We start from the raw sequence: 18,455 nt of genomic DNA on the forward strand, positions 1-18,455 counted from the left end.
CCCCATTTTTTATTATCACACAACACCCCCCACCCCCACTCTGCGGTCCGTCGGGGGGCCGGTTTTTTTTAAAAAACCCAAAAAAAAAAAAAACCACGGCCCCCCCCGCGGGGGGGCCCCCCTTTCTGTTCGAATAGAAGGATTCTAGAACAGGCCTTCGATCTGGCCCATCTCGTTGAGGAAGATCTTTTCCGAGGACGGCGCCCTCGGTAGGCCGGGCATGGTCATGACCTCGCCGCAGATGATGACGACGAAGCCCGCACCTGCCGAAAGCCTGACCTCGCGCACCGGCACCGTGTGGCCGGTCGGCGCGCCGCGCAGGTTCGGGTCGGTCGAGAACGAGTACTGCGTCTTGGCCATGCACACCGGCAGGTGGCCGTATCCGGCGTCTTCCCAGGCCTTGAGCTGGTCGCGCACCGACTTGTCGGCGATCGCTTCCGAGCCGCGATAGATACGCTGGACGATGGTGTTGATCTTCTCGAACAGCGGCATCGCATCGGGATAGAGCGGCGCGAACTGCGAAGCACCGGATTCGGCCAGTGCCACCACCTTGTTGGCGAGATCCTCGATGCCGGCCGAGCCGTGCGCCCAGTGCTTGCACAGGATCGCCTCTTCGCCCATCGAGGCGACATAGTCCTTCATCGCCTGGATTTCGGCGTCGGTGTCGGAGTAGAAGTGGTTGATCGCAACCACCGCCGGCACGCCGAATTGGCGGATATTCTCGATGTGGCGGCCGAGGTTGGCGCAGCCCTTCTTCACCGCCTCGACGTTCTCCTTGCCGAGGTCTTCCTTCTTGACGCCGCCATTCATCTTCATGGCGCGCACGGTGGCGACAATGACGGCCGCCGCCGGCTTGAGGCCTGCCTTGCGGCACTTGATGTCGAAGAACTTTTCAGCACCCAGGTCGGCGCCGAAGCCGGCTTCGGTGACGACGTAGTCGGCGAGCTTGAGCGCCGTCGTGGTGGCGACGACCGAGTTGCAGCCATGCGCGATGTTGGCGAACGGGCCGCCATGCACGAAGGCCGGGTTGTTCTCCAGCGTCTGCACCAGGTTCGGCTGCATGGCGTCCTTGAGCAACACGGCCATGGCGCCGTCGGCCTTGAGGTCGCGGGCATAGACGGCCGACTTGTCGCGGCGATAGGCGACGATGATGTCGCCGAGGCGCTTTTCCAGGTCCTTCAGATCGGTCGACAGGCACAGGATAGCCATCACTTCCGAAGCAACGGTGATGTCGAAGCCGCCCTCGCGCGGGAAACCGTTGGCGACGCCGCCGAGCGAGCAGATGATCTCGCGCAGCGCCCGGTCGTTCATGTCCATGACGCGGCGCCAGACGACGCGGCGGGTGTCGATGCCGAGCTCATTGCCCCAGTAGATGTGGTTGTCGATCAGCGCCGAGAGCAGGTTGTGTGCCGTGGTGATGGCATGGAAGTCGCCGGTGAAGTGAAGGTTCATGTCCTCCATCGGCACGACCTGCGCGTAGCCGCCGCCGGCAGCGCCGCCCTTGACGCCGAAATTCGGGCCTAGCGAGGCCTCGCGGATGCAGACGATCGCCTTCTTGCCGATGCGGTTCAGGCCGTCGCCAAGGCCAACCGTAGTCGTGGTCTTGCCTTCGCCGGCCGGCGTCGGGTTGATGGCGGTTACGAGGATCAGCTTGCCGTCCTTGTTGCCCTTCACCGACTTGATGAATTCGGCTGATATCTTGGCCTTGTCGTGGCCGTAGGGCAGCAGGTGTTCGGTCGGAATGCCGATCTTCTGGCCGATCTCCTGGATCTGCTTTTTCCTGGCGCCGCGCGCGATCTCGATGTCGGACTTCACTTCGGCCATGACGGCTTTCCTCTGGATTGGACGGTGGAGGGGACGGGTTTGATCTTACTGGCAAGCAGGTTGGAACCGGGCGCGGGCATGTTCTAACCCTGTCGCTGCCACGGCGTCAACTTGTATGCAACTATCTTTCCTCTGGAGAAAGTTCCTCTGCGGACCGGCCGACCTGTCGTCGGTTCTTCCCGGCTCCGTTGCCGCGCCGTATAGAAGCCAGAGGACGCGCCGTTCCGCCGTCTCAAAACAGCCGCACAATGCACGGAATGCGACAGAGGCGACGGCGCAAATTCGCCATCGCCTGGTCCCTAATGGAACAGCGCTACTGCGTCAGAACGTTGCTGATTTCGACCATGTTGGAGCGCACCCTGAGCACATAGAAGCCCATCGTCGTCAGATGCGTCGGCAACAGCCAGCCATCCTCGCGGCCATTGGCGATGATGAAGGGCTGGATGCGCAGCGCCGAAACGAACTGCGAGTCCATCGTGTCCCACAGGTTCTGCAGATGCTTTTCCTTGATGACGTCCTCGAAGTCGGCCTGGGCTCCCTTCATCAGGCCGTAATAGCCGTAGAGCTGGCCATAGGCGAACCAGTAGCGGTCGTCGGCGCGGAAGTCGAACCAGCCATTGTTGTGGTTCTCGGCGCGTTCCTTGAGGATCGCCGAGGTCGAGCCGATGTCGGACGAGATGCGGTCGATATACTGTTTCAGATTGTCGGCGCGGGCGTCGAATGTCGCCTGGCAGGTGGCAAGGCGGGCGTTGAAGGAACGCAGCATGCGCACGGCGTCGCGATAGTAGCTTGGCGTCGGCGTCTTGGGGCCGAACGGGTTCAGGCCGAAATACCAGGTCTCTTCGTCGAACTGAAGGTTGCCGCGGGCATTCTGCAGATCGCTGTCGATCTGCGAGGTGGTGCGGACGCGGCCGAGATTGTCGGCAAGTTCGGTCGCCGTGCGCCGCACCGCCTGGTTGATGCCGCGCTGGAAGGAGGCCTTGTTGTCCATCCACGGCGTGTGGTCCCAGTCGATGCCGAACAGGCCCAGCTTGTAGAGGATCATCGACGAGATCCAGGCATTCTGGTTGACGTTGAAGTCGGTCAGGTCAGCGGCGATCTGGGCTATACCAGAGTTGCCGCAGGTCTTGGCGGTGTCCGTGCCGGCGCCGGCGGCGACCTGTTCGCCGGCGGAGACATTGCGCTTCTCGAAGGTGTATGTGTCGGGATAGTTCGGGTTGAAATTGTTCCACCACTGGGTGGCGTAGAAGAAATTGGCATAGAGGCCGATCAGCACCAGCAGAGCGAGGCCGACCGCCGCCTTGAGGATCCAGCCGCGCTGCGTATACCAGCGTCCGGCCCACAGGAAGGGCCACAGGATGACGCCGATCAGGAGGCCGATGCCGCGGCCGATCCACTGGAAAATACGGGTGAAGAAATTCACGATCGGATCGAGCATGGCTGTGTCACCCCCTCAAAGCATGATGCCAAAAAGTTGCAGACTTTTTGGATAACATCATGCGCCAAAACAAGAAGTTAGAACGAAATAACGGTTCATTTCGTTCTAGTCAGTCAGGCCGTAGAGGCGTGTGCGAAACGCCACCTTGTCCTTCAAATATGTGGTTTTGAGAACGTCCACAACATGCGATCGCCAGGCATCGCTGAAGCCGTCATAGTCCTTGTAGAAGCCGTCCTTGTTGAAGATGTAGCGCGAGACGAAGTCCGACGGTACGAAATCCGAGATCAGCCGGTTGGTCAGCCAGGCGTCGGGGTGGTCTGGCTTGGCGCGGATCACCAGGAAACGCTGCTGCGGGAAGACATCCTCGATCTTCAGGTGGCCGAGCTGGGCGATCTCGCGCTTGGCGGCGTTGAGGAAAGGGAAATTGCCGTCCCTGGTGATCAGGTCGGCATGGCTCTGGATCCAGGTCTGCAGCCAGACCTTGTCGACATTGGTCAAGTTGCGGTTCGGCTCGGCGTCGCGGATCAGCGCGCGCACCACCATCTCGGCGCGGTGCTCGAGATAGCCCGAGGCCTCGACCCAGGAGGCACGCGGCAGCTCGATGCGGCCGGTGGTGGCGAGGAACTTGAACACCTTGTCGGCGTCGTTGATCGAGAGATAGCTGACCTGCCACGGCCGCGAGCGGCGAAAACCGGGGGCGGCCGGATCGCTGATCACCGTCGTCACATCCGGATCGACGAACACGTAGAGGCCGCCGAAATGGCTGGTCCAGTAGGCGTTGTGTCGGAAGATCACCTGGTCGGGTACCAGCGCGTTCTCGCGGATGTCGCCGCAGATCTTGGCGAGCTCGACCATGCGGGTCAGCATGGCGTTGTCGCGCCAGGCATCTGGCTCCTGCTTCAGCCGGTCGACGAGCTTGCCGAGTTCGGCTGCCTTGCCCAGCACATCCTCGGCCGACAGCACCTTGAATTCGACCTGGCTGATCGACAGCAAGTCCTCGATGTCGTTGACCTTGGGAATGGAATCCTCGATCTCGCCGTAGATGACGTCCTTGATCGTCAGCGCATCGATGGCGCGCCGGTTCCTGGACATGAACTCGAACATCAGTTGCGAGGTGTTGGAGAAGGCGGTGTGCACCACCGGCAGGTCAATCTGCGACGGCGTCAGGATGATGAAACGGCGGTTGACCTCATTGGGATCGAGATAGTCATAATCGTCGCATTCCTCGGCCACTTCTGGCGAGAAGCCGGTGCGGTCGATCTGGAAGCTCTGCAGTTTCGTCGGCTTCAAGCCGAACGCGGCCAGCGCCTTGTTGTAGCGCTGGATGAGATGCGGCTCGTCGACCGTCAGCAGCCGGCCATAGATCAGCTCGTTGTCGCGCAGGAGATCGGGTTTCTTGGCGGGGCTCATCTTCCCTTCTCCCCGTTTACGGGGAGAAGGTGCCCGAAGGGCGGATGAGGGGCGGCGCAGACGCTCATCACCTTTCCTCCGACGTTGAAGCTGGCAAAAACTTCACATCGACAGCAATCATTTTCCGATAGAGTCGACCATCCAGCGCAGCAACAATCGTATCCAGCACGCTCTTACGGCTCGTCAAAACATCAGCGTGCCAAACCCTCAACACCGACCAGCCGTTCCTGTTCATCGTCTCATCCCTGTATCGATCGTGGGGCCGATTTGCATGCTGACTTCCATCGACTTCCACAACCAGATTAGCCTCACGGCAGGCGAAGTCTGCGAAATATGGGCCGACCGGGAGCTGACGGACAAACTTGTGGCCATTCAGCCGCCTTCCACGCACTTCGTGCCACAGCCATTCCTCGGCATCATTCTCGACTTTCCGAAGCTGCCGGGCCCTTGCTACCTTTGGCTCATTACTGCCTCGCACAGCGCTGCCCCTCATCCGCCCTTCGGGCACCTTCTCCCCGTGAACGGGGAGAAGGAAGAGGTGCCAGGCTCACGCATTCCATAGCCCCTTTTTCTTCATCTCCTCCATCTCGCGCGCGGCTCGCTCGCGCAAGCGGGCGTCGCGCAGCAGCTTTTGCACGGCGGAGTCGTCGGACTTGTCGGAATAGCGGAACTCCGAGTCGGCGTAGCGGTTGATCTCCTGCATGACCATGTCCATCGAGAACGGCCCGCGCAGTTCCTCGATCATCGCTTTCTTCTCGTCGTAGCTCTTGTGAATGAAGACTTCCGGCTTCTCGAACCAGTCGTCGGGAAGCTCGATGTCCATGGCGCGCATCTTGATAGCGTCGGTGACGTTCTTGATGGCGCGGCCGGTGAAGCGGGGCTCGGCATCCTTGATCAGGTGCAGATAGGTGCCGATGTCGGCCATCGATTTCGGTGCGCCGTTCTCCTTCATGTAGCGTTCGTAGACCTTCACCAGCCCGTCTTCTTGCGGCTTCTCGTGCTCCTCATAGGCTTCGGTCACGGCGCGCTGGATTTCCTGCGCGGCGTAGAGATCGTGGTCGCCGAGCGGGATCTTGTGGTTTTTTCCCGCCAGCAGGACAAAAATGTCGATGTAGTCGTTGCGGCTCTGGGGCCCGTCGACCAGCCAGCGGGCGCCGGCGCGCTGGCGCAGCGCGTCGTCGACATTTTCGGGATAGTTGGAGAACATGCCGAACGAGCAGTTGCCGCGCACCACGGTCGCGGCACCGGCGAAGGCATCCATCAAGACGCCGGTGATTTCCTGCTGGCCGGCCGAGGCGCGGTCGTCTGAGCGGCGCGCCGCCACCTGGTCGATGTCGTCGATGGTGCCGAATCCGATGACGCGCGGGTTCAGCACATTGTTGATGAACTGGCGGCAGTTCTGGCCTGATTTGCCCTGATAGGACGAGATCTGGTCGACGCCGAAATTCTCGTAGGCGAAGGGATAGCCGGCGACCTGGCAATAGCCGTTGACGAGGCCGGCGATCATCTGGATCAGGGTCGTCTTGCCGGTGCCGGGCGCGCCGTCGCCGATGAAGGTGAACAGGAAGCCGCCGAGCTCGACGAACGGGTTCAGCTCACGCTCGAAATCGTAGGCCATCAGCATCTTGGCGAGCTTGACCGACTGGTATTTGGCGATGTGGTTGCCGACGACCTCTTCCGGCTTCTTGAATGTCATCACCAGCGGTTTTGAACGCTTGCCCGGCGCGACGTCGAAACCATCGAGGGTGAAATCGTCGGCATCGATACGGATATGCGCGTTCTCGAACGGGCCGATGCCGTCGAAGCGGCCCTTGCGGGCCAGAAGCCCGTCGATGGCGACGCGGGCGAAGGCGCGCGCCCTTGTCATCAGGTCGGCGTCGTCGGACGATCCCGAGATCGCCTTGTCGAGGCCTGCCAGGATCGACTTCACCGCATCCTGCGGCGTGTCGAACAGGAAGTCCGGTTCGGGACTATCGTTGGGCGCCTCGCCGTCGCTGTCGATCAGCTGGAACAGGTAGGAGGCGAGGCTGAAGGCCGAAATGTAAGCCGAGGCCGACAGAAGCTTCTTGAAGGTGGACGCCTCGTCGCCCTCGAGCGGCGCGCGGGTGTTCTTGGCCTGCAGACTTTCAAGGTCCGAGCCCTCGGCAAAGACGTCCGATATTGCCAGCGCGATCGCCGTGCCGCGCCGGGCGCGAAACAACAGCGTGTGCTGCGGGATGGTCAGCAACTGATCATCGGGATGAACGGCGCCAACGGTCTTGGCCAGCTCGACCTCGCGCGTGCGGCGCACCGAACCGGCCGAGACGGTCGAAACGAAGCGGCGGTTGGTGCCGGCAAGTGCTGTGCCGGAGGAGCTAGACGGGTCCTCCAGCACGACGACGCGGGTGATGAAGCTCTGCGCGGTGGCGCGGTGCTTCTCGATGGCGGCTTCCGGGATGGTAGTCAGGCCGGTATCCATGAAGGGTGCTCCGTGGTGTGACGGTCAGACGTCTGAGATGACCTGTCCGTTGGACAGAATGTGAACCTTGTAGCCGGCAAAGATCTTCTGCGCCTCGCCGGCGGCGTAGAGCGCTTGATAGGCCTCGTGCGGGATCAGCGCATGGTTTTCGTAGCTCGACACGCCCTGGCGCGCGGCTTCCAGATCGTCGGTATTGATGAAGAATTCCTGCGTCGTCTTCTCGCTGGAAAACAGCCCCTTGCGGCCGGGTTTCTCGGCCTTGGAATAGACCTCCTGGATGGTCCAGGTCAGCAGCCAGGCATTTTCGGGCTTGCGCACCTTGGCCAGGACTTCGGTCACCGTCGAATTGTTGTCGGTGATGCCAGCCGAATAGAACGGGCCGAGCACGACGCGGCGCAGCTGCTTGGGATGCAGCGGCTCGAAATCCTTGTCGAGATTGACCGCGATGGTCGCCGGCGACAGCGTGTAGGCGGAGTTCTTCTCGGTGAAATCGTCGAAACGGTGGGCAAGCTCGGGATTGAGCAGGCCATCGACCGGCAGAGGAATATCGATCGTCTCGTTCAGCTTGCCGTTTCTGTCGACGAGCTGGCGGATCATCGTTTCGGACGAATCCTCCACCGTCACCATGTAGACCAGAGGCAGGTTGGCGCTGCCGTCGAACGTCGCCCAGTGGACGAGATAATAGGGCCGCCCCGTCTTCGGATTGACCGAGACCTTGGCCGTTTGCGCCAGGGTGAACGGGCCGAACGTGTTCTCGCTTTTCACGTCCTCGAGATAAAGCCGCTCGGCTATCGACTTCTGCAGCGCCGCGGGGAATTCCTTGTGGCGCAGGATGAAGTCGGCCATCTCCTGGCGCAACTCGCCGGCGAGCGGAATGTTGGCAAGCCGCGCGTCGGCCTGGCGTCGGTCGTTTTCCAGTTCGAGCAGGTTCTGGAACACCGGAAATCCGCTTTCGGCGCGCGAAATGCGGAATGTGTCCATGAAGCCCAGCCGGTTGCGCCAGCAGGAAAACGACTTGTCGAGCCTGGCGATGTGTTCGGCGACGATCTTGGCGACGATGCCGTGCCGGTAGAGCGGCGAGCGATCGTCGCGCATGAACACTTCAAGGCCGCTGAGCGCGGCCGTGATGGCGGAAAAATACCGTGCCGCCGCTTCGTTTTCGGGGGTCATGCCTGGTCGCTCGCGGGCAGTGCTTTCACCCTTAAGACTGCACGTAGTTAGCCGAATTGTGCTTCTTCAGCACCTCGTCGAAGCGGCGGGCGAAGGCATCGTCGGCCAGCTTCTTGCGGCGCTGGATATCGGCGGTGGCGACCATGTTCTTCTCGTGCATCTCAAGCAGGTCACCGATGTGCTTTTGCGAAGCAGCACCGATACCGGCCATGGTTTCCTCGGCGGTGTTGTCGACCTGGCTGCCCAGCGTGTTGATCTTGTGGGCGACGTCCTGCTGGGCGGCGGTCTTCAGCGAATCTTCCAGCGCCTTGTAGAGCACGATGCGCTGCTCGGTATCGATGGTCAGCTTGTTGATCAGCGTCGATTGCGCGGCGATCTGGTTGTTGAGCGAATCGACGAAGGTCTGGAACATCGAGGTGTAACGCTCGAGCGTCTGGCTCTCGGCCAGCAGTTCCTGCTCCTTGGCCTGCTTTTCGTTGTATTCCGTCGCCAGCTTGGAGCGTTCGCCTTCGAGCTGCGTGCGGTCCTTCTGGCTGGTCGAAGCGGCGATCTTGTTTTCGATGTCGAGCAGCATCGGGTTGAGCTCCTCGATGCGCTTCTGCACGGCTTCGAGGTTGGTCATGGTGGTCTTGCGGCGCTCGATCACCTGCGACAGGCTGGTTTCCGAGGTCTTGTAGCGTTGGTCGAGAACCTCTTTCTGCGCCTTCAATATGCCGACGATGGTGTCGGATTTGACCAGCAGTTCCTGCAGATTGCCGGCCAGCGACATGTTGCGAACGCGGTCGGTGCGCATGCGCTGCTTGCTCTGGCTGGAGAAGATGCCAATGAATTTTTCCCAGCCGGTGTAGTTCTTCATGCTCTCGAACTCGGCGCCGAAGACGTTGGTGGCGTCCTCCAGCCCGATGATCAGGTCGGCAATGTTGCCTTCCATCACCTTCTGCTGCTTCAGCACATCCTCGATGCGGGCGTTCTCGAGGTCGAAATTGGCGTCGCCGATCTTCTTGTCTGATGTGGCAAGCGTATCAAGCATGGTGCCGGATTGCTCGATCTTGGAGCGCATGTCCTGCACGACCTGCTTGGTCTTGGCAATTTCGGCGTCGAAATTCTGCAATGTCGCCATTGGGGCCTCCCGCTTCGGCATGACGTCGCTGGTCGCGAACAGCGGCGAATATATGTGGGGCATCAGGGGATTGAAAGACGTGAAGACAAGGGCGGCGTGAAAACAAAAAAATTCGCCAGGGTCTTGAAAGCCAGTGAAGGCTTGGGCTTAGCGTGATTAGCTTGCCGACCAGCCATAGTTCAGCTGTCATTGAACTTTCATGCGGCAAGGCGAAGGCGCACGGATGCCTTTGTATTGGGCAAACCACCGAAGCAATCGCGGCCGCGATATGCGACGAGAAAGCCGGTTTTACAGAGCTGGCGAACAGCGGATCAGGGCTTGGGATCGGCCTTCAGATAGGCGATGACATTGGCGATGTCGTCGTCCTTGGTCAGGCCGGCAAACGCCATCTTGTTGCCGGGCACTTTCAGCTTGGGTGCCCTGAGATACTCGGCGATATTGGCTTCATCCCAGACCAGGCCGGCGGCGCCGGCACTCTTCATCGCCTCGGAATAGCGGCCAAGATAACTCTCGGCGCTACCGGCGGTGCGGCCAACGACGCCCAACAGATGCGGACCGACCTTGTCGCGGTCGGTGGCTGCTTCATGGCAGGCCATGCACCGGTTGAAGGCCTTCTTGCCCAGGGTCGGGTCGCCGCCGGCATGGGCCACAAGCGAGCTGGCGAGGAGAAGGATGCTGGCGGACGAAGCGGCTCTTAACATGCTGCCCCCGGAGAGTTCTGTCTGGCGGCCTTATAGTACCGAGCCTTTAACAAACGCTGCATCGCGGCGGGATTGCGGAAGACAGGCCCGCGAGTCAGGCCTGTTGTGCCAGATCGCGGCGCAGGAAATCATTCAGCCGCTCGACCGCCTGGGTCGTCGACAGCGGGTTGCGCAGGATGCCGATTTCGAGGTCCGGCAGCACCGGCAGCCCTTCATTGCCGCCGACGATGCGCAGCGATGGCGGTACGCTGCGCATCGCAAGGCCAGCCACCGCGAGCCCGGCCTGGACGACGGCGATCAGGCCAAGCAGAGAGGCGCTTGAATAGGTACAGCGATAGGAGCGGTCGGCATCGCCAAGCGCCTGCAGGACATTCATCCTGGCGGCGCAGCCCGGTTCGAACAAGGCGACCGGAAGCGGGTCGGCCTCCCAGGCGACATGGTTGGGCGAGGCGACCCAGACGAAGCGTTCCAGCCGGATCACCTCAAGCGGCTGCTCCGGCAAGCGGGTGATGATCGCCAGATCCAGCCGCCCCTCCGCCAGCGTCTTCACCAGCGCGGTCGACTGTTCGCAGATCAACTCCACCGTCACCAGGGGATGCTCCGCCGCGAAGCGTGAGAGCACGGGCGGCAGGAGGAAGGCGGCATAGTCGTCGGGCACCCCCAAGCGGACGCTGCCTGTCTCCTTGGGCCGGGTGACGCTTGCCCAGGCTTCATCCGACAGTTTCAGCAACCGGCGCGCATAGATCAGGAAATCCTCGCCGATCGCATTGGGAGTGACGGTTCTGGGACCACGCACCAGAAGCTGGTTGCCGACCATCTCCTCCAGCCGCTGCATCTGCATGCTGACCGCCGACTGGCTGCGGCCGACCCGAGGTGCTGCATTGGAAAGGCTGCCGCTCTCGACGACGGCGACAAAGGTTTTCAGCAGGTTGAGATCGAGTGGCGCGGCCATGGTGCTATCAGCATATCGAATAGATCATTCCAAATCTATTCGCTTGTTTGAAGGTGGCGCCAGTGACCAGATGGTTGGGATCGCTGGGAACCACCACATGACGGACGCCTCGACAGCCCGCTTCCCGGCCGCGAGCCTTGCTCTGGCAATGGTGATCGCAGGCACGGTCGGCGCCTTCGCCACGGAATCGGGGCTGCATCCCGTTGCCGTCGTCTTCTGGCGATGCGTGTTCGGCGCGATCTTCCTTCTCGTGTGGTGCCTGTTGCGCGGCTACCTGCCGGATCGGACGCTGTTGCCGTCCCGGCTTGCCCTTGCAGCACTTGCCGGCGTGTGCATGGTGCTGAGCTGGACGGCCTTCTTCGCAGGCTTCGCCATGACGTCGATCGCCACGACGACGATTATCTACCATATCCAGCCGTTCTTCGTGGTCCTGATCGGCGTGGTTTTCCTAAGGGAACGCATCTCGCCCGACCAACTGCTGTGGATGCTCGCTGCCTTTCTCGGCGTCGTGCTGGCCAGCGGCCTCGTTTTCGCGCACGGTCATGCCGATGCCAACTGGCTGCCGGGCATTGCGCTGACGCTGGGCGGCGCACTGCTCTATGCCGTTACAACGATCCTAGCCAAAGGCCTGGGCCAGCAGCGCGCCGAAATCACGGTACTCTGCCAAACACTGGTGGGGGTCGTCATGCTCGCCCCGTTCGCCGGCATCGGCCAACATATTGCGCCTGCATCATGGGGCTGGCTGCTCGGCATCGGCGTGCTGCACACTGGCATCGCCTATGTGTTGATGAATTCGGCCTTCCCACGCCTGACGACACCGGTGATCGGCGTCATCACCTTCATCTACCCGGTCGTCGCCATCATCGTCGACTGGGCTATCTATGGGCATCCGCTCGGACCGGCGCAGGCAGCCGGCATGGCACTGATTGCGCTGGCAACGCTTGGTGTGCGGCTTGGCTGGCGGTTTCCAAGACGGCGTGTCTCGACCGTGTGAGCCCGAAGCAATTCCCGGGAAAGCACATAGCGCTTCCCCTGGAATTGCTCCAATAACCAAGAGACAGAGTCAGCCTTTGATAAAGCCGATGAAATCGTCTGGCGTGGCGCGGCCCATCTCTTCCTCCCAGTGGCGGCGGCAGAGCGAGACATAGACATCCTTGCCGATTGCCACCTGCTCGCCCTGGCGCGCCACCTTGCCATCGGGGCCGAGGCGCACGACCATCGTCGCCTTGCGGCCGCATCGGCAGATGGTGCGCACTTCGCGCAAATCGTCGGCGATGGCCAGCAGCGCGCGCGAGCCGGAAAACAGCTTGCCCTGGAAATCGGTACGCAGGCCGTAGCACATGACCGGGATGTTCAACCGGTCGGCGATGCGGGCGAGCTGCCAGACCTGCTCCTCCTCGAGGAACTGCGCCTCGTCGACGAAGACGCAATGCACTGACGTATGCGCGTGATGCTCGGTGACGCGGGCGAACAGATCGTCGCCATCGCGGAACATCTCGGCTTCCGTCTCCAGGCCGATGCGCGACGAGATCAGGCCGGTGTCGCCCTTGCGGTAGTGGCCGGCGACGAACAGCATCGTGCCCATGCCGCGCTCGCGGTAATTGTAAGAGGCCTGCAAGAGCATCGTCGTCTTGCCGGCGTTCATCGTCGCGTAGTGGAAGTAAAGCTTGGCCATGCCGCTCTTTTAAGCCGACTTGCCCTGATACGGGGAGGGGCGGTCGCCCGCATTCCCCTGAAAAAGCCGCCCCGTCTTCGAAAAACCCGTCCGGCATGGCAAAAGCGCCTGATGTGTCGCTGATTGGCCAGCCCGCGCCGTTGATCGCGATTGTCTTAATGCTTGAAACCACACCAGAATGGTGTTTGGCTGACGAAACAAGGCGGGCATAGAAACCGTAGCTACGCTTCGCCAAAGAATCACAATGGGAGACTGTCTATGTCGCGTATGAACTCTTTCGTCGCCGGCCTCGGTCTGGCGGCTTTTTTGTCCACCAGCGCTGCCTTTGCCGGCGATCCGGCGAGCTGCAAGGCGGTGCGCCTTTCCGATGTCGGCTGGACCGACATCCAGGCGACGACCGGCATCGCCTCCGTGCTGCTGACCGCGCTCGGCTATGAGCCGCAGACGATCCAGCTGTCGGTGCCGGTGACCATGGCGTCGCTGAAGAACAAGGATCTCGACGTGTTCCTCGGCAACTGGATGCCGTCGATGACCAACGACATCAAGGACTATACCGCCGATGGCTCGGTCGAGACGATCAGCACCAACCTGACCGGCGCCGGCTACGGCATCGTCGTGCCGACCTATGTCGCTGACGCCGGCGTGAAATCGCTGACCGATATCGGCAAGTTCAAGGACAAGTTCAACGGCAAGATCTATGGCATCGAGGCCGGCAATGACGGCAACCGCATTATCCTCGACATGATCAAGAACCCGAAAGACAATCTCGAAGGCTTCGAGCTGGTCGAATCCTCGGAGGCCGGGATGCTGACGCAGGCCGAGCAGTCGATGAAGAGCAATGAATGGATCGCCTTCCTCGGCTGGACGCCGCATCCGGTGATGGGTGCCATGAAGATCACCTATCTCGATGGCATGGGCGACAGCGGCTTCGGCGCCGCCACTGTCCATACCAATGTGCGCAAGGGTTACACCACCGAGTGCCCGAATGCCGGCAAGTTCATCGCCAACCTGAAGTTCAATCTCGATATGGAAGGCGAGATAATGGACGCGATCCTCAAGGGCGCTGACGCCAATACGGCTGCGACCGACTGGCTCAAGAAGCATCCGGACGCGGTTGCTCCGTGGATTGCCGGCGTGACCACTTTCGATGGCGGCGACGCCGCTGCAGCCGTGAAGACTGCGCTCGGAAGCTGAGCAGGTCTTGCGTTCGGCGTGACCGATCAAGAAGGGCAGTCACTGTAGAAAGGGCTGCCCTTTTTCATATCCTGTGACAAGATGACCGTCCGGCAAGGACGGCGACTGCCAAAGAGGGGCAAGATGGATCCGATTTCAAAATTCTTTGTCAGTTATAAAATCCCCATAGGCGAGTGGGGCAAAGCGTTCTTCACCTTCCTTACCGACAATTTCAACACCTTCTTCCGCGGCCTCTCCGGCGGCTTGAATTTCCTGCTCGATGGAGTGGTTGACACGCTGCTGTTGGTACCGCCGGTCCTTCTCATCGCGCTGATTGCACTGCTTGCCTATTATCTGCAGCGATCGAGAGGCTTGGCGGTGGCTGTCTTTCTCGGGTTGCTGTTCATCCTCAACCAGAACCTCTGGAAGCAGACGGTAGAGACACTGGTGCTGGTGGTTGCCGCCGCCGCCGCCTCGATGGCCATCGGTGTGCCACTCGGTATCTGGGCGGCGCACAAGCCGAAGGTCTATCGCGTCATGCTGCCGGTGCTCGATTTGATGCAGACGCTGCCGACCTTCGTATACCTCATCCCGGTGCTGACGCTGTTCGGCCTCGGCAATGCGCCCGGCCTCATCGTCACCATCATCTTCGTCATCCCGACCGCGGTTCGTCTGACGCATCTCGGCGTTGTCTCGGTGCCGAAGTCGATCGTCGAGGCCGGCGAGGCGTTCGGCGCCACCAAGAGCCAGTTGCTGTGGAAGGTGGAGCTGCCCTCGGCGCTGCCCACCATCATGGCCGGTCTGACGCAGTGCATCATGCTGTCGCTGTCGATGGTGGTGTTTGCCGCACTGATCGGCGCGGGCGGCCTCGGCACCGAAATCAACCGGGCGCTGGGTTCGCGCAAGATCGACCTCGGGCTTGAGGCGGGCCTCGCCATCGTCGTTTTGGCCATCGTGCTCGACCGGATGACCCGCATCGCCGTTGGAGGCAAGAAATGACCGTCGCCGTCGATTTCCGGAACGTCGATATCGTCTTTGGCGCCGACCAGGCCGGATCGCTGAAAATGATCGACGCCGGAGCCAGCCGCGCCGAGATCCTCGAAAAGACCGGCAATGTACTGGGTTGCGCCGGCGCCAGCCTGACCGTGAACGAGGGCGAAATCTCCGTGCTGATGGGTCTCTCCGGTTCGGGCAAGTCGACATTGCTGCGGGCGGTCAACCGGCTCAACGTGGTGTCGCGCGGCCAGGTGCTGGTCAAGGATGGCGACAAGACCGTCGACGTCGTCACCTGCGACGAGGCGACCCTGCGGCGCCTGCGCCAGAAACAGGTGGCGATGGTGTTCCAGCAGTTCGGCCTTTTGCCTTGGCGCACGGTGGAGGAGAATGTCGGTCTCGGCCTCGAACTCGCCGGCGTACCGGAAGCCGAGCGCAAGGAGCGCGTGCAACGCCAGCTCAAGCTGGTCAATCTCGACCAGTGGTCGAAGAAATACGCGCATGAGCTGTCGGGCGGCATGCAGCAGCGCGTCGGTCTGGCGCGGGCCTTCGCCACCGAGGCGCCGATCCTGCTGATGGACGAGCCGTTCTCGGCGCTCGACCCGCTGATCCGCACCAAGCTGCAGGACGAATTGCTGCAGCTGCAGGCGGAATTGAAGAAGACCATCATCTTCGTCAGCCACGACCTCGAGGAGGCGCTGAAGATTGGCTCCCACATCACCATCATGGAGGGCGGGCGCATCGTGCAAACCGGCGCGCCGGAGGACATCGTGCTGCGGCCTGCCAACGACTATGTCCGCGACTTCATCGCCAATGTGAACCCGCTGTCGGTGCTGACCGCCTGGAACGTGATGCGCGACCGTCGCGATCTGGAGCACGGCAAGGATGGCTGGGTGTGGCTCGACCGCCGCAAGACGACGCGCTTCAAGATCGATGAGCATGGGCTGGTGGCGGCGGCCGAACGCGATGGCAAGCCGGCGGTCTGGGTGTCGTGCGCCGACGTCGAAGGCCAATCCGAGGAAGCCGCGCAAGTGTTCTGGGCCAATCCGGGCACTTCGCTGAAAACCGTGATGCTGGCCATGCACCGTTCGCAGACCGCTCCCGTGGCGCTGTTCGACGACCAGTCGCGCTTCGTCGGCGCCATCGGTATCCGCGACGTGCTGAGCGCGGTGCTGAGAAGGTAGGTTCTTCGGAACTCAATATTGACGAGGCGGCGACCAATCGCGCCTCTTTTTTAAGCCGCCAGCGGCAGGCGCAGTTGGGTCAGCAGGCCGCCGCCCGGGTTGTTGGACAGGCGGATCTCGCCACCTGCGGCGCGCGCGATGTTGCGGGCAATGGTCAGGCCGAGGCCCAGACCGCCGGTCTGGCGGTTGCGCGATTGTTCGAGGCGCACGAAGGAGCCGAACACGGCGTCGATCTGGGCCTGCGGTATCCCAGGCCCTTCATCGCGGATGGTGAGCAGGATCATGTCCTCCGACCGGCGCAGGCTGAGATGCGCCTTCTTGCCGTAGGTGACCGCGTTCTGCACCAGATTGGTGACGCAGCGCTTGAGCGCGACCGGCCGCGCCATGCAGATCAGCCCGCGCGAACGGGTCTCATCGTCGAACGACACGTCGTCATAGCCGTCGGCGATCGATTCCACGAGCGACCAGAAATCGATGCGTTCGTTCTTTTCCTCGGTCACTTCGAAGGTGGCGAAGTCGATCACCGAGCTGGCGATGCTCTCGACATCGGCGAGGTCGTGCGCCAACGCCTCGCGGACCGCCGATTTGCGCAACAGCTCCAGGCGCAGGCGCATCCTGGTCATCGGCGTGCGCAGATCATGCGCCAGTGCCGCCGCCAGATGTTCGCGGTCCTCGACATATTCGCGCAACCTCGCCTGCATGGCGTTGATCGCCTTGGCGGCGGCACGCACCTCGCGGCTGCCGCTCTCGGCGATCGGCGGGCTCTTCAGATCCTTGCCGATCCGGTTCACGGCGGTTTCCATCATCCGGTAGGGCGCCGTCAGCCGGCGCAGCGACCAGATCGACATGATCACCACCAGCCCTGCGATCAGCGAATAGAGCGGCAGGCTGTCGAAGCTCAGGATCGGGCCGACCGGCGTGATCGGCTCGGTGAAGTTCAGCCATTGGCCGTCGGCGAAGCGCAGCGAGGCCGTCAGCTTGTCGCTCTGGGCGAAGTCGGCGGCCAATACCAGAAGGTCGCGCTCGACCTGGCCGATGTCGGGTCCCGGCGCCGTGCCGTCCGCGTCATCGGCCTCGCGCGTCGCCGGATCGCGGCGCACGCGTGCATCGGTGATGCCGAATTTCGACAGCCGGCCGACGAGGATGTCTTCGAGTTCGGCCAGTTCGTCGTCGCCGGCGATCGACGAAGTGACCGCCGGCGTGTCCGAAACGGTGAGCGCGTAGGTGGAGTTGAAGAGGCCGGTCGCCGTCGCCTTGCGCTCGTCCGGACTGGCGTCATGCATGAGCTGCACCAGCGAGAAGGCACGGTCGTTGAGCCGGTAGAGGTCGACGACGTCGTTGGCGGCGGCGCGGTCGCGCGATACGATGTAAAGGGTCGCGACCTGGCTGATCAGCAGGCCGGCAATGACGATCAGCAGCACCCAGACAGGCAAGGTCTGCGGCAGGAAACGCCTCATTCGGAGGTCGTCTCGGGCAGGAACTGGTAGCCGCCGCTGCGTACGGTCAGGATCAGCTTGGGCGTCTTCGGGTCGTCCTCCATCTTGCGTCGCAACCGGCTGACCAGGATGTCGATGCTGCGGTCGAAGGAATAGTCGCTGTCGCCGCCGGACAGTTCGATTAGCTGGTCGCGGGTCAGCACGCGCTGCGCGCTCTTGACGAAGGTCTGCAGCAGGTTGAATTCGGCCATGGTCAGTTCGACCCTGACATCGTCGGGTGCGATCAGCCGGCGCCGAGCACAATCCATCGTCCAGCCGGCGAAGCGGTAGATCTGCTTGGTGGTGGCGCGCTTGGGCTCGGCGGTGCCATTGCGCCTGAGCACGGCGCGGATACGCGCCAAAAGCTCGCGCGGGTCGAAGGGTTTGGGCACATAGTCATCGGCGCCCATTTCCAGGCCGACGACGCGGTCGGTCGTCTCGGTGACGGCGGTCAGCATGATGATCGGCGTCGAATACTGGGCGCGCAGGTCGCGGCACAGCTCCAGCCCGCTCTTGCCGGGCAGCATCACGTCAAGGACGATGAGGTCCACCTGGACGCGCCGCAGGATGGTCTCCATCTCAATGCCGTCGGCGGCAACCGAGGTGTGCAGGCCCCGCTTCTGGAAGAATTCCTGCAGCAGGTCGCGGATGCCCTTGTCGTCGTCGACGATCAGTATGTGTGCGTCGGATTTCACAGCAGCCCTGTCATTGTTGCCAAGCCCTTCTGTCTTTGATTGCCAAGCCCTTCTGTCACAACCCACACGATAGAATTCAGGCCATATGTTGGCCAGTGGCTATGATGGGTTCACACCGGCTTTCTCAGACACAATCCAGAAACAAAATTCTACAGTTCAGAAAAACTCCTGAAAAATTTCAAGGGCA

16 protein-coding genes are annotated in these 18,455 nt (G+C 61.9%); 4 read left to right on the forward strand and 12 right to left on the reverse strand.

The features are described 5' to 3' along the window. Window positions 1-144: 144 nt before the first annotated feature. From NKJ67_RS32735 to NKJ67_RS32775, 9 genes are all read right to left on the reverse strand, one after another. Window positions 145-1,824 (reverse strand): formate--tetrahydrofolate ligase, encoded by a 1,680-nt coding sequence (locus NKJ67_RS32735; protein WP_127321325.1) that lies wholly within the window; start codon window positions 1,822-1,824, stop codon window positions 145-147. Between the two features lie 313 nt (window positions 1,825-2,137). After that, on the reverse strand, window positions 2,138-3,262 hold the full coding sequence (locus NKJ67_RS32740) for a DUF2333 family protein (protein ID WP_127321324.1): 1,125 nt from the start codon (window positions 3,260-3,262) through the stop codon (window positions 2,138-2,140). Window positions 3,263-3,367: 105 nt separating this feature from the next. Beyond that, on the reverse strand, window positions 3,368-4,672 hold the full coding sequence (locus NKJ67_RS32745) for a DUF6638 family protein (protein ID WP_352585458.1): 1,305 nt from the start codon (window positions 4,670-4,672) through the stop codon (window positions 3,368-3,370). A 67-nt stretch (window positions 4,673-4,739) separates the two neighbouring features. Continuing rightward, window positions 4,740-5,150 (reverse strand): endonuclease domain-containing protein, encoded by a 411-nt coding sequence (locus NKJ67_RS32750; RefSeq protein ID WP_352585504.1) that lies wholly within the window; start codon window positions 5,148-5,150, stop codon window positions 4,740-4,742. 69 nt (window positions 5,151-5,219) lie between these two features. Then, complete coding sequence (locus NKJ67_RS32755; RefSeq protein ID WP_352585460.1) at window positions 5,220-7,130, reverse strand: AAA family ATPase; 1,911 nt, start codon at window positions 7,128-7,130, stop codon at window positions 5,220-5,222. A gap of 24 nt (window positions 7,131-7,154) precedes the next feature. Continuing rightward, the gene (locus NKJ67_RS32760) at window positions 7,155-8,300 is read right to left on the reverse strand and encodes a hypothetical protein (protein ID WP_352585462.1); all 1,146 of its coding nucleotides are present in this window, start codon (window positions 8,298-8,300) and stop codon (window positions 7,155-7,157) included. A gap of 31 nt (window positions 8,301-8,331) precedes the next feature. Further along, entirely contained in the window at window positions 8,332-9,420 is a 1,089-nt protein-coding gene (locus NKJ67_RS32765; protein WP_127266549.1) for a hypothetical protein, read from the reverse strand. 311 nt (window positions 9,421-9,731) lie between these two features. Further along, window positions 9,732-10,121: a c-type cytochrome gene (locus NKJ67_RS32770; RefSeq protein ID WP_127320774.1), complete on the reverse strand. Its 390-nt coding sequence runs from the start codon at window positions 10,119-10,121 to the stop codon at window positions 9,732-9,734. A gap of 94 nt (window positions 10,122-10,215) precedes the next feature. After that, entirely contained in the window at window positions 10,216-11,073 is an 858-nt protein-coding gene (locus NKJ67_RS32775; RefSeq protein WP_127320773.1) for a LysR substrate-binding domain-containing protein, read from the reverse strand. A 97-nt stretch (window positions 11,074-11,170) separates the two neighbouring features. On the opposite strand from NKJ67_RS32775, the gene NKJ67_RS32780 reads away from it, so the two are divergent. After that, window positions 11,171-12,067: a DMT family transporter gene (locus NKJ67_RS32780; RefSeq protein WP_352585465.1), complete on the forward strand. Its 897-nt coding sequence runs from the start codon at window positions 11,171-11,173 to the stop codon at window positions 12,065-12,067. A 69-nt stretch (window positions 12,068-12,136) separates the two neighbouring features. Here NKJ67_RS32780 and NKJ67_RS32785 read toward each other — a convergent pair whose 3' ends face one another. Beyond that, a complete protein-coding gene (locus tag NKJ67_RS32785; protein ID WP_127266553.1) occupies window positions 12,137-12,748 on the reverse strand; it encodes a thymidine kinase in 612 nt (203 codons plus the stop codon). A 258-nt stretch (window positions 12,749-13,006) separates the two neighbouring features. Here NKJ67_RS32785 and NKJ67_RS32790 point away from each other — a divergent pair, with 258 nt between their 5' ends. From NKJ67_RS32790 to choV, 3 genes are all read left to right on the forward strand, one after another. After that, window positions 13,007-13,942, forward strand: a complete 936-nt coding sequence (locus NKJ67_RS32790) for a choline ABC transporter substrate-binding protein (protein WP_127266554.1) — start codon at window positions 13,007-13,009, stop codon at window positions 13,940-13,942. Window positions 13,943-14,065: 123 nt separating this feature from the next. Further along, window positions 14,066-14,920, forward strand: a complete 855-nt coding sequence (gene choW / locus NKJ67_RS32795) for a choline ABC transporter permease subunit (RefSeq protein WP_127266555.1) — start codon at window positions 14,066-14,068, stop codon at window positions 14,918-14,920. Continuing rightward, the gene (choV, locus tag NKJ67_RS32800) at window positions 14,917-16,098 is read left to right on the forward strand and encodes a choline ABC transporter ATP-binding protein (RefSeq protein ID WP_127266556.1); all 1,182 of its coding nucleotides are present in this window, start codon (window positions 14,917-14,919) and stop codon (window positions 16,096-16,098) included. The genes choW and choV overlap by 4 nt, the downstream gene beginning before the upstream one ends. A gap of 50 nt (window positions 16,099-16,148) precedes the next feature. Here the strand turns inward: choV and NKJ67_RS32805 are convergent, their stop codons facing one another. Both NKJ67_RS32805 and NKJ67_RS32810 read right to left on the reverse strand, forming a co-directional pair. Continuing rightward, window positions 16,149-17,555: an ATP-binding protein gene (locus tag NKJ67_RS32805; RefSeq protein WP_127257508.1), complete on the reverse strand. Its 1,407-nt coding sequence runs from the start codon at window positions 17,553-17,555 to the stop codon at window positions 16,149-16,151. Then, window positions 17,552-18,268: a response regulator gene (locus NKJ67_RS32810; RefSeq protein WP_127290180.1), complete on the reverse strand. Its 717-nt coding sequence runs from the start codon at window positions 18,266-18,268 to the stop codon at window positions 17,552-17,554. Before NKJ67_RS32810 ends, NKJ67_RS32805 begins: the two co-directional genes overlap by 4 nt. Between the last annotated feature and the right edge of the window lie 187 nt (window positions 18,269-18,455).

Source organism: Mesorhizobium sp. M0088 (genome assembly GCF_040322895.1).
GTDB lineage: Bacteria > Pseudomonadota > Alphaproteobacteria > Rhizobiales > Rhizobiaceae > Mesorhizobium.